The 15,072-nt window shown below is 48.6% G+C and carries 6 protein-coding genes, 1 tRNA gene and 2 rRNA genes; 6 read left to right on the top strand and 3 right to left on the bottom strand.

The features are described 5' to 3' along the window. The first annotated feature begins 132 nt into the window (after positions 1-132). The 3 genes from pheS (at position 133) to HQRW_RS00295 (ending at position 6,598) form a co-directional block, all read left to right on the top strand. Positions 133-1,695 (top strand): phenylalanine--tRNA ligase subunit alpha, encoded by a 1,563-nt coding sequence (gene pheS / locus HQRW_RS00285; RefSeq protein ID WP_014554988.1) that lies wholly within the window; start codon positions 133-135, stop codon positions 1,693-1,695. Then, the gene (pheT, locus tag HQRW_RS00290; protein ID WP_014554989.1) at positions 1,695-3,584 is read left to right on the top strand and encodes a phenylalanine--tRNA ligase subunit beta; all 1,890 of its coding nucleotides are present in this window, start codon (positions 1,695-1,697) and stop codon (positions 3,582-3,584) included. The genes pheS and pheT overlap by 1 nt, the downstream gene beginning before the upstream one ends. 221 nt (positions 3,585-3,805) lie before the next feature. Further along, positions 3,806-6,598, top strand: coding sequence for a valine--tRNA ligase (locus HQRW_RS00295; RefSeq protein ID WP_014554990.1), 2,793 nt, complete (start codon positions 3,806-3,808; stop codon positions 6,596-6,598). A gap of 162 nt (positions 6,599-6,760) precedes the next feature. On the opposite strand, the gene HQRW_RS00300 is transcribed toward HQRW_RS00295, so the two are convergent. From HQRW_RS00300 to HQRW_RS00310, 3 genes are all read right to left on the bottom strand, one after another. Further along, entirely contained in the window at positions 6,761-7,834 is a 1,074-nt protein-coding gene (locus tag HQRW_RS00300; protein WP_014554991.1) for a quinone-dependent dihydroorotate dehydrogenase, read from the bottom strand. A gap of 89 nt (positions 7,835-7,923) precedes the next feature. Next, positions 7,924-8,121 (bottom strand): hypothetical protein, encoded by a 198-nt coding sequence (locus tag HQRW_RS00305; RefSeq protein WP_011570351.1) that lies wholly within the window; start codon positions 8,119-8,121, stop codon positions 7,924-7,926. Between the two features lie 585 nt (positions 8,122-8,706). Next, complete coding sequence (locus HQRW_RS00310) at positions 8,707-9,033, bottom strand: non-histone chromosomal MC1 family protein (RefSeq protein ID WP_011570352.1); 327 nt, start codon at positions 9,031-9,033, stop codon at positions 8,707-8,709. A gap of 735 nt (positions 9,034-9,768) precedes the next feature. Here HQRW_RS00310 and HQRW_RS00315 point away from each other — a divergent pair. The 3 genes from HQRW_RS00315 (at position 9,769) to HQRW_RS00325 (ending at position 14,893) form a co-directional block, all read left to right on the top strand. Further along, a 16S ribosomal RNA gene (locus HQRW_RS00315) occupies positions 9,769-11,240 on the top strand. A 270-nt stretch (positions 11,241-11,510) separates the two neighbouring features. Next, positions 11,511-11,582 (top strand) — tRNA-Ala (locus tag HQRW_RS00320). Between the two features lie 380 nt (positions 11,583-11,962). After that, positions 11,963-14,893, top strand: a 23S ribosomal RNA gene (locus HQRW_RS00325). Together the 16S and 23S rRNA genes with 1 tRNA gene alongside form the textbook arrangement of a ribosomal RNA operon. The last annotated feature ends 179 nt before the right edge of the window (positions 14,894-15,072 follow it).

Genomic DNA, 15,072 nt, shown 5'->3' on the forward strand with positions numbered 1-15,072 from the left:
TAAGCAACTACTGATCGAATACCTCTCGGATTACTGTACAGTTCATATATCAACCATGTGCTTCGGAACTGCTAACTAGCGCCCGACCAGTAAACTGGATAACGAACATACGCGACAGAAACGATTATGAGTATGCAACTTCCTGACCCACAACTCACAGTTTTGACGACTGCGAGTGCGACCGCTGAGACGTCAATCGAGCAGCTCGCGGATGATGCTGAATTAAATCCAACAACAGCAACACAAGCTGCGTTTGAACTTCGTGATGCTGGGTTGGTTACGATCACCGAAACCGAAACAACATTCTATGAATTAACAGACGAAGGACAACGTTATCTCGTCGATGGACTGCCGGAAATTCGACTTTATCGAGCAGCGATTGACACTGACACTGACAGTGATACTGATTCGGTTCCGCTTGGATTGATAATTCAATCAGCAGATCTTGACGACTCTGAGGTTGATATTGCACTTGCGAACTTTGCGCGTAAATCGTACGGGTCGATTAATAATGGTGAAATCACTGCCACAACGTCGATTGACCCAGATAATGACCCAGAAGCGACTGCACTAGCGCAAATTAATTCTATCGACGCCGACGCCGGCGAATCTGAAAACGCTGCTGGTGTCGATTCTAAGAGCATTGCTGATATTGACGACACTGTTCTTGAACAACTCATCACTCGTAGTCTACTCACGCAACAGACAGACACGACACGGGCAGTCTCGCTCACCGACGCAGGTGTTACTGCTCTTATGGAGGGTGTTGAATCAACAGAAACAATCGACCGCTTGACTCCAGAACTACTTACCTCTGGTGAGTGGCGCGACGCTGAGTTTGCTGAATATAATGTTGAGGCGGACGCTCCCGACATACAAAACGGGAAAACACATGTCCTCAGACAGACAGCAGAACGTGTTCGTGATGTGCTTGTTGGAATGGGGTTTGAAGAAATGGATGGACCGCACGCGGACGCGGACTTCTGGATTAATGACTGTCTATTTATGCCACAGGATCACCCAGCCAGAACGCATTGGGACCGATTTGCGCTTGATGTTCCGCCAATTGATGACCTTCCCGCAGATCTCATCGAGACTGTTGAATCGGCTCATCGTGACGGTGTTGGTTTTGATGGTGATGGATATCACTCACCATGGGATGAGGATTTCGCGCGTGCGATTGCACTTCGCGGACACACAACATCATTATCAATGCGGTATCTTTCCGGTACTGAAATCGGTGAACTCGAGCCTCCACAACGATATTTTTCGGTTGAGAAAGTCTATCGAAATGATACTCTTGATGCAACACATCTACTTGAGTTCTTCCAAATTGAAGGATGGGTTATGGCTGAAGATCTTTCAGTCCGCGATTTAATGGGTACATTTGTCGAATTCTATGAGCAGTTTGGAATCACTGATATTCAATTCAAGCCACATTATAATCCTTATACGGAACCATCATTCGAACTCTTCGGTCACCATCCAAAAACAGGTGAACTGATTGAGATTGGTAACTCTGGTATGTTTCGGACAGAAGTGCTTGACCCACTTGGCGTTGAATGCGATGTAATGGCGTGGGGATTGGCACTTGAACGACTCGCGATGCTGACCACCGGTGCTGAAGATATCCGTGATCTTCATGGAACACTTGCTGACCTTGAATTCCTTCGCAACGCGGAGGTGACGTATTAATGCCAATTGTTGATATCAATATGGACGAACTGCGGAGTCTTACCGGTCATGATGAAAAATCAGATGCAGAGTTTAAATCTGACCTCTTCGAGCTTGGGCTTGAATTCGAGGGTAAAACTGACACAGATCTTCTTCAATTTGAATTCGGTCCTGACCGCCTTGATCGTCTCTCTGTTGAGGGTGTTGCACGATCGCTGCGATATCACTACGGTGATGACCGTGGCATCGCGGTTCCGTCAACAAACAACCCTGAGTTCCAATTTATTGTTACTGATACTGTTCCCACCAGACGACCCTATGTCACCGGCGCTATCGCTCGTGGGGTAAGTCTTGATAAGCATGCGCTTGATTCACTGATCCAATTGCAGGAAAAACTTCATGCAACGATGGGTCGGAAACGTGCAAAAGGAGCAATTGGAATTCACGACCTCACAATGTTGAAGGGTCGCACACTTGATGACAGCGGTGTCGATATTACTGGTGGAAGCGAGATGGTTGATACTGCTACTGACTCTAGACCTACCGCAGATCGTGAAGCAAATACTTCTGCGACTGACTCTCCAACACATTCGATTACATACACCGGCATTGAACCAACAGGTGATACCTTCGTGCCACTTGATTCGAATCGTGAACTAACACCTGCTGCAGTCCTTGATGAGCACCCAACGGGCGAAACATATGCGGATATCATTGCGGATTATGACCGATATCCGGCTATCTATGATGAACTTGGACTGTTCTCGTTCCCCCCAGTAATCAACGGCCGCCGAACGGAGGTGACAACGGACTCACGGAATCTCCTAATTGAGCTGACCGGAACTGATCAGTGGACGATTGACCGGATGTGCACGATTATCTGCTATGCACTCACAGCGCGTGGTGCGACAATCGAGTCTGTTAATATTGAATATCCTGAACAGACCCTCTCCCGACCTGACCTCACAGTCGACACAAAACACATCTCGCATGACCGTATTGAGACGATTCTCGGCGTTTCATTTGACACAGCTGAGATCATCGACTTATTCGAACGTGCTGGACTTGCTGCGACTACCACTGATACGACTGATACAGCAGTAACATCAAATGTGGATATTGATGGGTCCAATAATTCTCCTGTATATGTCGTTTCAATTCCCCCATACCGCGTTGATGTGCTCCATCCACTCGATTTAATTGACGATGTCGGTCGTGCATATGGTTTTGATAAACTTGAACCACGCTACCCCGATATTGGGACAGTCGGCGGGAGACATGAACGGTCACGGCTTGAAGCGGTAACTCGGACAACACTGACAGGACTTGGATTTGAGGATTTATTGAACTTCCATCTGACAAATGAAGCTGCAGTATACAACCGCATGCGAATGAGCCCACTGTCACCGGCTACATTTAATTCAACAACCGATGATATAGACCTTGGCTCAGCACCTCCCGCTGAAATAACAGATCCATATAGCGGTGATTACACCATTCTTCGACCATGGATCCTTCCATCGCTCGTACAAGTTCTTGAAAATAACACTCATCGTACATATCCGCAGGATCTTGCGGAAGTTGGGGTTGTTGCTAATCGTGATGACTCTGTAAACACTCATGTCGCTGAACGCCGCCATGTTGCAGGTGCTGTTGCTCGTCACGATGCAACTTATGAAGATGCAAAGGCAGCACTTCAAGCAGTATGTCGTGAATTCGATGCTACACTCCAGACACCACCAACGACACACCCTTCATTCATTGATGGACGGACAGCAGCCATTATTATCAATGATACCTCAGTGGGCGTCATCGGTGAAATACATCCTGAAGTACTTGTTGAGCATGATCTCGCAGTCCCTGTAGCTGCATTTGAGTTTGAACTTGCAGCGCTTGCCTCGGAAGCGTAACTCGTCAGATCCCACCAATAAAAAACCCACAGAAAACCTGCTCAATAATATTGTTTGCCGCATTGAATGACCGACTTTCTTTCATATTGTCACATATCAGCGAGTGTAACGGTAGCGTGATATCACTATCAACACCGCATATACACAATAGTATGTAAGCTTTCGAAATCCTGTGTAATCGAGTAACTTAACACGCCTTCCGCCGTTATTATTCTTTGGTAATGCCGAGCGGAGAATACGACCCCGACGCTGTCGAAACGAAATGGCAAGATCGCTGGGTCGACGAAGAGACCTATACATATGCATCTTCCATCGTCAGTGCTTCTGACTCTGAGTTTGACCCTCACTTGGCGTCCGAGTCTGAATCATCTGACGAACACACGCTTGATAATTCATCTGATGGAGCACATGTAGATATTGAAGCTGATCCTGATACCGCATTTTCAATTGACTCTCCACCACCAACAGTATCAGGTAATCTTCACTGGGGACATGTCTATGGATTTACGCTACAGGACTTCGTCGCGCGATTCAGACGGATGCGTGGTTCAGATGTCTTCTTCCCGTTCGGATATGATGATAATGGGATTGCTTCTGAACGACTTGCTGAAGATGAACTCAACGTTCGTCATCAGGAGTATGAACGTCGTGAATTCCAACAAATGACCCAAGAGGTGTGTCAGCAATATGAGGCTGAGTTCACCGAGAAAATGCAACAACTGGGTATCTCTATTGACTGGAATCAGACGTATCAAACAATTTCATCGGATGTCAAACGAACATCACAACTATCATTTATTGACCTCTATGAACAAGGTCGCGAGTATCGTAAACGCGCTCCGACTATTTGGTGCCCCGAGTGTGAAACAGCAATCTCACAGGTCGAAACTGAAGATGACGAACAACCGAGTCATTTTCATGATATTGCATTCGAGTTAATAAACAAAAATAACCCTCGTTCTGAACATCGGACAGATACGTTTACCATATCGACAACACGTCCTGAGCTACTACCTGCTTGTGTTGCAATCTTTGTTCATCCTGACGATGACGATAACCAGGACCTCGTCGGTGCCGATGCTCGTGTGCCCCTCTTTGATCAAACAGTTCCAATAATTGCAGATGAACGCGTTGACATGGAGACTGGGTCAGGGATTGTGATGTGTTGTACCTTCGGAGACCAGACCGATATTGAGTGGTATCAGGCACACGACCTTGATCTTCGAATCGCCATTGACGAATCGGGAACAATGACAGACGTTGCAGGTTCATATAGTGGTCTTGATTCAACTGAAGCTCGCGAATCGATTGTCGCTGACCTTTCAGAGAGTGGCGCACTCTTAGACCGTCGAAAAATCACACACACAGTGAACGTACATGAACGCTGTGGGACGAATATCGAATTCCTTGTTAAAAACCAATGGTATGTCAAATTATTAGATAAAACTGATGAGTATCTCGCTGCTGGTCGGGAAATGGAATGGTATCCTGAGAAAATGTTCACTCGATATAAAAATTGGATCGAGGGACTTCAGTGGGATTGGGCTATCTCACGACAGCGTTCTTCAGGCATTCCGTTTCCTGTCTGGTACTGTGATGCATGCGAACATGTTGTTATTGCAGAAAAAGAATCATTACCTGTTGACCCGCTTAGTGATGATCCACCAGTAGAATCATGTCCTGCGTGTAATCATGATACATTCATTCCCGAAGATGACGTCTTTGACACATGGGCAACCTCATCGCTCACACCGCTCATCAATGCTGGATGGGACTGGAATGATAATACTGAAACTATTGAGTTTGGAGATTCAGGATTGTATCCATTTAATCTTCGCCCCCAGGGCCATGATATCATCTCATTTTGGCTCTTTCATACCGTTGTGAAATGTTATGAGCATACTGGAGAGGTCCCCTTCGACAGTGTGATGATTAATGGAATGGTTCTTGATGAGAATCGAGAGAAAATGTCGAAATCTAAAGGTAATGTGATTGCCCCTGATGAGGTTATCACAGAATATCCGGTTGATGCCGCACGATATTGGGCAGCTGGATCCGCGGTCGGTGATGATCTTCCCTATTCTGAAAAAGGTATCCGTGCTGGAGAAAAGCTGCTTCGAAAGCTATGGAATGCATCAAAACTCGTTGAAGATCTCACCACTGATGCACCTGACCCTGAAACAATGTCTCACGCTGATCTTGAGGCGATTGACCGATGGCTTCTCGCTCGAATCGATACCGAAATCGCTCGACTTACTGAGAAATTTGAATCACGTGAGTTCTCAAAAGCTCGAGATGGTCTTCGCAGCGTCTTCTGGCACACGTTTTGTGACGATTATCTTGAAATTGCAAAACACCGAATACGGGAAGGGACCACCGGCGATGCTGCCGCTGCATACACGCTGACAGTTGCACATCGGCGTTTTCTTAAGCTATTTGCTCCAATCCTAGCACACGCGAGTGAAGAATTATGGCGCGACATGTACGTTTCAAATTCTATCGACAAGACGGACGATATCTCGAGCGATAGCATCCATCGTCAGTCATGGCCAAACCCACTTGGCATTGATGCTAATGTCGATGCTGGCGAAGCAGCAATGTCGGTCGTCGGTGCGCTTCGAAAATACAAAAGTAACGCTCAACTCCCAATGAACGCAACACTTGATCGGGTTCTTATTTGGGGAGATATCGACGGTTTTGAGTCTGATATCGCGGACGTCATGCATATTGAGACACTTGAATCAGTGAGTGAACGCCCATCAATTGAATCCGTTGTCACTGGCGTTGATCTCGAGTACTCCCTTGTCGGTCCTGCCTTTGGCAATGCTGTCTCTGATATTGAAACAGCTATTGAATCAGGAGAGTACGAGGTTGTCGATGATCAACTTCATACAGAAGGTATAACGCTTGACCCTGAGATGTTTGACATTCAAAAACGCCGACAGTACACTGGTGACGGTGAAATGCTTGATCTTGACACTGATGACGTGATTGTTATTGTCCAGAATAATTGAACTGAAAGACAATCTCTGAGAAAATTCTCATTGTCATCGTTGTTCTTTTTCACACCTACTCTATCTCATTCTGTCCTACCGAGAGTGGAATTACACCTTTGTGCTCGCGTATTTGTCCCTCTCGTTTCACTGTCAACTTAAACTCACATCTCTCTCAGTTAATTATATATCTGCACCAATAGCTGACTCAATTGAATCAAACCCATCATCCTCCAGTAGTTGAAGTAATCCCATATTGATATCCCGAGCAAGCGTCGGTCCTTGATATACCAATCCAGTATATAACTGCACGAGACTTGCACCTGCTCGAATCTTTGCGTACGCTCCTGCTGCGTCGCTCACTCCGCCAACACCAATGATAGGGACATCTGTTCGCTTTGCAACGAGTTGAACTAACTTTGTTGCGTGGTCTTCAATTGGTGCACCTGAGAGTCCCCCACGCTCTGTTTGCTTAGTGGACTCAAGATTCTCAGGACGTTCTGTGGTCGTGTTTGTTGTAATTATGCCATCAAGATCAAATATATCAACAAGATCAATAACATCCTCAATCGCACTGAGAGAAAGCTCCGGTGCAAGCTTTACTAAAACTGTCTCCGCGCCGGCATTAGTGAGTGCATCCATAATCCGACTGAGTGAATCACGCTGTTGTAAATCTTGCATACCCTCACTATTCGGACATGAAACATTGACTGCGACGTAATCTGCACTCTCTGCAATCTGTTCATATGTATATTGATAATCTGCTGGTGCTTCATCAGTCGGCGTTGACTCTGACAACGCAATATTCACACCAACTGGACCGCAGTGATCAATCTCACGTCGGTGACTGGATAATCGCTCACCAATAACATCTGCACCCTCGTTGTTTAATCCCATCCGATTAATCAGCGCCTCATCCTCCACCAATCGAAACATCCGTGGACGCATATTTCCGGACTGTGATACAGCGGTGACGCCGCCTACCTCCACATGTCCGAATCCAAGCGCCCCAAGAATGGCTGGTAGTTCGGCATTTTTATCAAACCCAGCAGCGACGCCAATAGGATTATCAAATGACTGTCCAAACTCCTCAACTTGGAGCCGATCATTATCGACTCGAAACTGATTGCTAAAACCATGTTCAATTGGTGTCTGTTGAACGGTCTCTAACCCAGTATGGACGAGTCGATGGGCTGTTTCTGGCGGGAGTGCGAATAATAGCGGTCGAAATGCACGATAGAGTTGTTTAATTACCACCTCGGACACCCCAGAAAGTATTGGAATACAAATGCGAACATGAGGATATGTATGAATACATATAATATTCTGTATATATCACTGAATACTCAAAAATCGTGTTCAACTGATTCTGGATTGGCTTTCTGAATGATGATCTTCTCATCTCTGACCCGCACGAACACCTCATCACCAATTTCCATCCCAGCAACGGTGAGTTCATCTTCATGCAAATTCACATGAACATTGTGATACTCGCCATCTTCATCTTTCGCGCCACTTGGGCTAAGCTTCTTTTTCCGAACCATCGCGGGTATCTACGCTGAGACTCACCGTAGCGCATACATAAGTGTTGTTTATATGCGGTGCACATATATCCATGAACTGTTGTCCTGACTTTTACAAAGTGAATATTACTTTGAAAGTATATATATTATTGACCCATGGTCCCATGCGCATCCATGGCTAACACAGCACTCCCTAATAGTATCCACCTAATATACCTGAAACAGACCGAATAGACCAGCCATACAGCCGATTGATAGACTCATATACATTCACACATTCATCTCATAGCTATCCCGTCGGATATGGATTGTATTAATTATATCAACATGAGATTACTCAGTATCTGCTGTCTCAACGAATAAATTGTTGCGCGGTCGGAGGCCGACACATCATCCCTCGCTTTGGACGGTTGGTCAGATCGGGTAGAACCCGCGCATCATCATCTCATAACAGGACACTGAAATGTATATCGACATCCATATGTACGAAAAGACACCACGTGATCGGTAATCCCACCATTACCGGAATCACCGAAGATAATATTATGACTTGGTACTCAAAAAAATCAAAGATGCTAGCTATTCCATGCGTTTGTACTTTTCACGTTATTCAAGATGCTCAATTTCTTGTTTGGAAACGTTTCCCTTCGTAACCGTTGATATCTCACCTTCCATCCACTCAGGCTTATCACTAGGTGCATCATCCATCCATGCCCATGCATGATAGACATGTATGCGATCTGTCCCACGCTCAAGTAATCGAATTTTTGTTGGATTATCTTTTGCCGCAGACTCAGAATTGTACCCATCGTACCCCTCCAGCCGCCGTGCAGCTTTCAACGCTGCCTGCCTTGGCATTCGTCCAGTGAATTGTCGGGTCTTTTCACCATCTTCGAGCATGACAAAATTTCGTTTTCCATCTTCACGTACCATAGTCGTGTTCCCCTATATCACGCGAGCACACAATATAATATAAATATACCGGCGCTAATCACCGCAGTAACACGTTTTCACCACTATTATGAGCTGAAGCTGTGTCGATACTGTACAATTATGAACACATTATCATTATATCTGCCGCAGTCTCAGTAACACAATGTATACCCACGTGGTGTGAAATCGTATGACGGGACGGTGTTAGTTCGACGAGTTTTTATGTTCGACTTCCATTGTATGTAATACGCGGAAGAGCATCAGGTCGCCTGGTGCTAACTTGATTGATAACGATGATTTGATCAATCAAGGTATATTCCAATTACATGTGGACTTAACCATGACGACGATGCCGATGGGTTTATACGAACCCATATATTACGGTTAGGTCCGAAAGAAATGAGGATTCCATCCCTGCGGTCCGCCGTACAGACGGAATCTGATGTTAGCTTTGGTGGTTCGGTGATACCTGTCTGGTGTCTCCGAACCACTCGGACCATGCAATGCGAAATATCTGATCAACTATCAGAATATATCATGACGTGACGTTTCGTGTGTAATCGTCACTCTGATTCTCTGCTAATACAGCATCTAATGAGACTCAGACTGACACTCACCCCGTGACAATGATACGATACAATACATAGGATACGTATCCCTGTCACATCGGTGATTCGTTACCACGAATCCCGCCACCCTCCTCATGACTCATACATGTGAGTCACGAGGAATCCCATTCCGGTTGATCCTGCCGGAGGCCATTGCTATCGGAGTCCGATTTAGCCATGCTAGTCGTGCGAGTTCAGACTCGCGGCACCGAGCTCAGTAACACGTGGCCAAACTACCCTACAGAGACGGATACCCTCGGGAAACTGAGGTTAACCCGTCATACCGATCTCAGGCTTGAATCGCAGAGATCACAAAATGCCCCGGCGCTGTAGGATGTGGCTGCGGTTGATTAGGTAGACGGTGGGGTAACGGCCCACCGTGCCCATAATCAGTACAGGTTGTGAGAGCAAGAACCTGGAGACGGAATCTGAGACAAGATTCCGGGCCCTACGGGGCGCAGCAGGCGCGAAACCTTTACACTGCACGCACGTGCGATAAGGGGACTCCGAGTGCGAGGGCATATCGTCCTCGCTTTCGTGTACCGTAGGGTGGTACACCAACAAGGGCTGGGCAAGACCGGTGCCAGCCGCCGCGGTAATACCGGCAGCCCGAGTGATGGCCGATCTTATTGGGCCTAAAGCGTCCGTAGCTGGCTGCGCAAGTCCGTCGGGAAATCCACTCGCCCAACGAGTGGGCGTCCGACGGAAACTGCACAGCTTGGGACCGGAAGGCTCGAAGGGTACGTTCGGGGTAGGAGTGAAATCCCATAATCCCGCACGGACCACCGATGGCGAAAGCACTTCGAGAAAACGGATCCGACAGTGAGGGACGAAAGCCAGGGTCTCCAACCGGATTAGATACCCGGGTAGTCCTGGCCGTAAACAATGTTCGCTAGGTATGACACAGACTACGTGTCTCTGTTGTGCCGTAGGGAAGCCGAGAAGCGAACCGCCTGGGAAGTACGTCTGCAAGGATGAAACTTAAAGGAATTGGCGGGGGAGCACTACAACCGGAGGAGCCTGCGGTTTAATTGGACTCAACGCCGGACATCTCACCAGCTCCGACTACAGTGATGACGACCAGGTTGATGACCTCATCACGACGCTGTAGAGAGGAGGTGCATGGCCGCCGTCAGCTCGTACCGTGAGGCGTCCTGTTAAGTCAGGCAACGAGCGAGACCCGCACCCCTAATTGCCAGCAACAGTTTCGACTGGTTGGGTACATTAGGAGGACTGCCAGTGTTAAACTGGAGGAAGGAACGGGCAACGGTAGGTCAGTATGCCCCGAATGAGCTGGGCAACACGCGGGCTACAATGGCTAAGACAATGGGTCGCTATCTCGACAGAGAACGCTAATCTCGAAACTTAGTCGTAGTTCGGATTGAGGGCTGAAACTCGCCCTCATGAAGCTGGATTCGGTAGTAGCCGCCTTTCAGTAGAAGGCGACGAATACGTCCCTGCTCCTTGCACACACCGCCCGTCAAAGCACCCGAGTGAGGTCCGGATGAGGCTATCACTGATAGTCGAATCTGGGCTTCGCAAGGGGGCTTAAGTCGTAACAAGGTAGCCGTAGGGGAATCTGCGGCTGGATCACCTCCTAACGAACGGGACTAGATCGATGTATCTAGCCCACCACGATCGCAACCGCGATCGCAATCTCGACTGCGAATTCGACTATGATCCGATTGTACACTGATTGAATCTCACATCACACTCAGTTACAATCACATATTACAGACGAAACGATACACCACGATATATACCACAGCACCGTCCGAGTGGTCGGTACCTCTGTTCGTGTATTCCAACAGAACAGACAACACAAACATAGACGACAGACAGGCACCTTAGAACCACCAAAGCTAATTAGGGCCCATAGCTCAGCGGGAGAGTGCCTCCTTTGCAAGGAGGATGCCCTGGGTTCGAATCCCAGTGGGTCCATTTCAGCCATCGACACTGACCATTTGAGTGAATCCAAATTTCATTCAACACAAGTGTCGTGGTGTTCCGAACTGATGCACCATTCCGTGAAAGCGCGAATGGGAAGGGTTCGATGAACGCGTCAATAACCACTTAGATCTGACCGTTCCATGACAACCGTATGTACGCGTGTAATCCAGACGCCCACTGAACCCGTTCACACGGGCTCCATCGTGGACGTCAACAACACAACATAACTCAACACAACCATAACGTCACAACGACAATAATAATGTCAGTCATCAAGACTGCATTATGCTATACTATACTGTAACATACTAGATTGTCTTATCATCGAGATGAGACTGACTATACTATACACTGTATACTTATACTATATACTATACTGGCTACTGTACTGGCTGGTGAATGGCTCGGCTCGAGAGCCGACGACGGACGTGCCAAGCTGCGAAAAGCCTGAGGGAGCCGCACGGAGGCTAAGAACTCAGGATCTCCGAATGGGAATCCCCATTGCGATTACGAGGTATCTCGTAATCGGGAACGCCCCGAATTGAAACATCTTAGTAGGGGCAGGAACAGAAAGCAACCGCGATATCGTTAGTAACCGCGAGTGAACACGACACAGTCCAAACCGAATCCGCAAGGAAATGTGGTGTTTCGGACCAACAACCACGGACCGCACGATACCGAGAAATCTCCTGGAACGGAGTACGACACAGGGTGACAGTCCCGTATCGTCATCACGCGATCCCGCGTTGACTCCAGAGTCGCAAGGGTTGGCTATCCCTTGTTAATTCCGCAGACATCAACTGCGAAGACTACACACTCCTCGAGACCGATAGCGAACAAGTAGCGTGAGCGAACGCTGCAAAGCACCCCGAACAGGGCGGTGCAATAGGGCCTGAACTCAGTCAGTGATAGAACGACGAGGCATACAAGGTCCCACTCACAACGACCTGAGAGCAATCTCACTGTAGAACGAGTGGGAAGCCGATGTCGCGTCGTACGTTTTGAAAAACGACCCAGGGAGTGCATCCACCCGGCAAGTCTAACTGGTCTACCCAGGAAGACGCAGGGAAACCGATATGACCGCAGTCATGACATCCCATACTCATGACCAGGGTCACCGTACTTACATGCGGGGAGTCGCGTGGATGCGACCCGAAACCGAGTGATCTACGCGCGGGCAAGGTGAAGCGTGCCGAAAGGTGCGTGGAAGCCTGTTAGGGATGGTGTCCTACAATACCCTCCCGTGACCCACGTGTAGGGGTGAAAGGCCCATCGAACTCGGCAACAGCTGGTTCCAGCCGACACATATCGAAGTATGTCCTCAGCCGAGGTAGTCTGCGAGGTAGAGCTACCGATTGGATGTCCCGCCTCCGAGAGGAGTCGGCCATGCTGTCAAACTCCAAACTTGCAGACGCCATAGACGCTGGGAATCCGGACTGCGGGGTAAGCCTGTGGTCCATGAGGGAGACAACCCAGAGCAAGGTTAAGGTCCCCAAGTGTGGATTAAGTGCAACTGAAGGTTGTCTCGAGCCCTAAACAGCCGGGAGGTGAGCTTAGAAGCAGCTACCCTCTAAGAAAAGCGTAATAGCTTACCGGCCGAGGTTCGAGGCGCCCAAAATGATCGGGGCTCAAATCCACCACCGAGACCCTGCAATACTTATTATCAAGTAACTTCGTAGGCTTGGCGTACTGACCGGATGGAAGTACGGGCGAGAGCTCGTATGGACCGCTCAGTAACGATAATCCTGGTCACAGTAGCAGCAATAGTCGGGTGTGACCCCCGACGGCCTAACGAGCAAGGGTTCCTCGGCACTGCTAATCAGCCGAGGGTTAGCCGGTCCTAAGTCTGACCGTAATTCGACTCAGACAAACAGGGAAACTGGTTAATATTCCAGTGCCGTCGTGTCTTATCGAACGCTTTCGGAAACAGTGAACGGGGCCATCGCCCCGTCGAATCATGGAATCTCGTGGATGCCGTAACGGCACGAAGCGGGAGAATCATGAGACCGCGCAAGTCACTGGTACCAAGAGCCCGTGAAACAAACACACGACGCCCGTACCAAGATCCGACACAGGTGCTCAGGCAGCGAAAGCCATGGCCCGTCGGGACCAACCGGCGTTAGGGAATTCGGCAAGTTAGTCCCGTACCTTCGGAAGAAGGGATGCCTGCTCTTGACCGAGCAGGTCGCAGTGACTCGGACGCTCCGACTGTCTAGTAACAACATAGGTGACCGCAAATCCGCAAGGACTCGTACGGTCACTGAATCCTGCCCAGTGCAGGTATCTGAACACCTCGTACAAGAGGACGAAGGACCTGTTAACGGCGGGGGTAACTATGACCCTCTTAAGGTAGCGTAGTACCTTGCCGCTTCAGTAGCGGCTTGCATGAATGGATCAACGAGAGCGTCACTGTCCCAACGCTGGACCCGGTGAACTGTACGTTCCAGTGCGGAGTCTGGAGACCCCCAAGGGGAAGCGAAGACCCTATAGAGCTTTACTGCAGGCTGTCGCTGAGACATGGTCGCTGATGTGCAGCATAGGTAGGAGCCACTACACAGGTATCCGCGCCAGCGGATCACCGAGGCACTCATGAAATACTACCCGTCAGTGACTGTGACTCTCACTCCGGGAGGAAAACACCGGTAGCCGGGCAGTTTGACTGGGGCGGTACGCGCTCGAAAAGATATCGAGCGCGCCCAAAGGTCTCCTCACGTGAGTCGGAAACTCACAGACGAGCGCAAGAGCACACGGAGGCCTGACAGTGATCTTCCCAACGAGGATCGCTGACGCGAAAGCGTGGTCTAGCGAACCAACGAGGTTCAGAGATGGGACCCGTTGATGACAGAAAAGCTACCTTAGGGATAACAGAGTCGTCACTCGCAAGAGCACATATCGACCGAGTGGCTTGCTACCTCGATGTCGGTTCCCTCCATCCTGCCTGTGCAGACGCAGGCAAGGGTGAGGTTGTTCGCCTATTAAAGGAGGTCGTGAGCTGGGTTTAGACCGTCGTGAGACAGGTCGGCTGCTATCTATTGGGGGTGTAAGGTACTTGCGAGGAACGCTCGTATAGTACGAGAGGAACTACGAGTGGGTGCCACTGGTGTATCGGTTGTCCGACAGGGCAGTTGCCGAGCAGCCACGCACCACAGGGTAAGAGCTGAATGCATCTAAGCTCGAAACCTCCCTCAAAAAGAAGTACCATGAAGGATCCTTCTAGAAGAGAAGGTAGATAGACTCGGGGTGTACGCATCGAGGCAACGAGATGTTGAGCCCGCGAGCACTAACCATCCAAGCCACAATCATATTATACTATATTATACTGTACTACAATATACTGTATCATATCAGAGTATATCAGACGTATACTGAAAGTCAGACAACACTCATATCGAGTTGGTTCGTCTCACACACGAGTGAGAGACGAAACTGACAGTATAGGATTGAGAGATGATTGGGTTGATTGACACTGACACTATACTAC

The sequence above is a fragment of the Haloquadratum walsbyi C23 genome (assembly GCF_000237865.1).
GTDB lineage: Archaea > Halobacteriota > Halobacteria > Halobacteriales > Haloferacaceae > Haloquadratum > Haloquadratum walsbyi.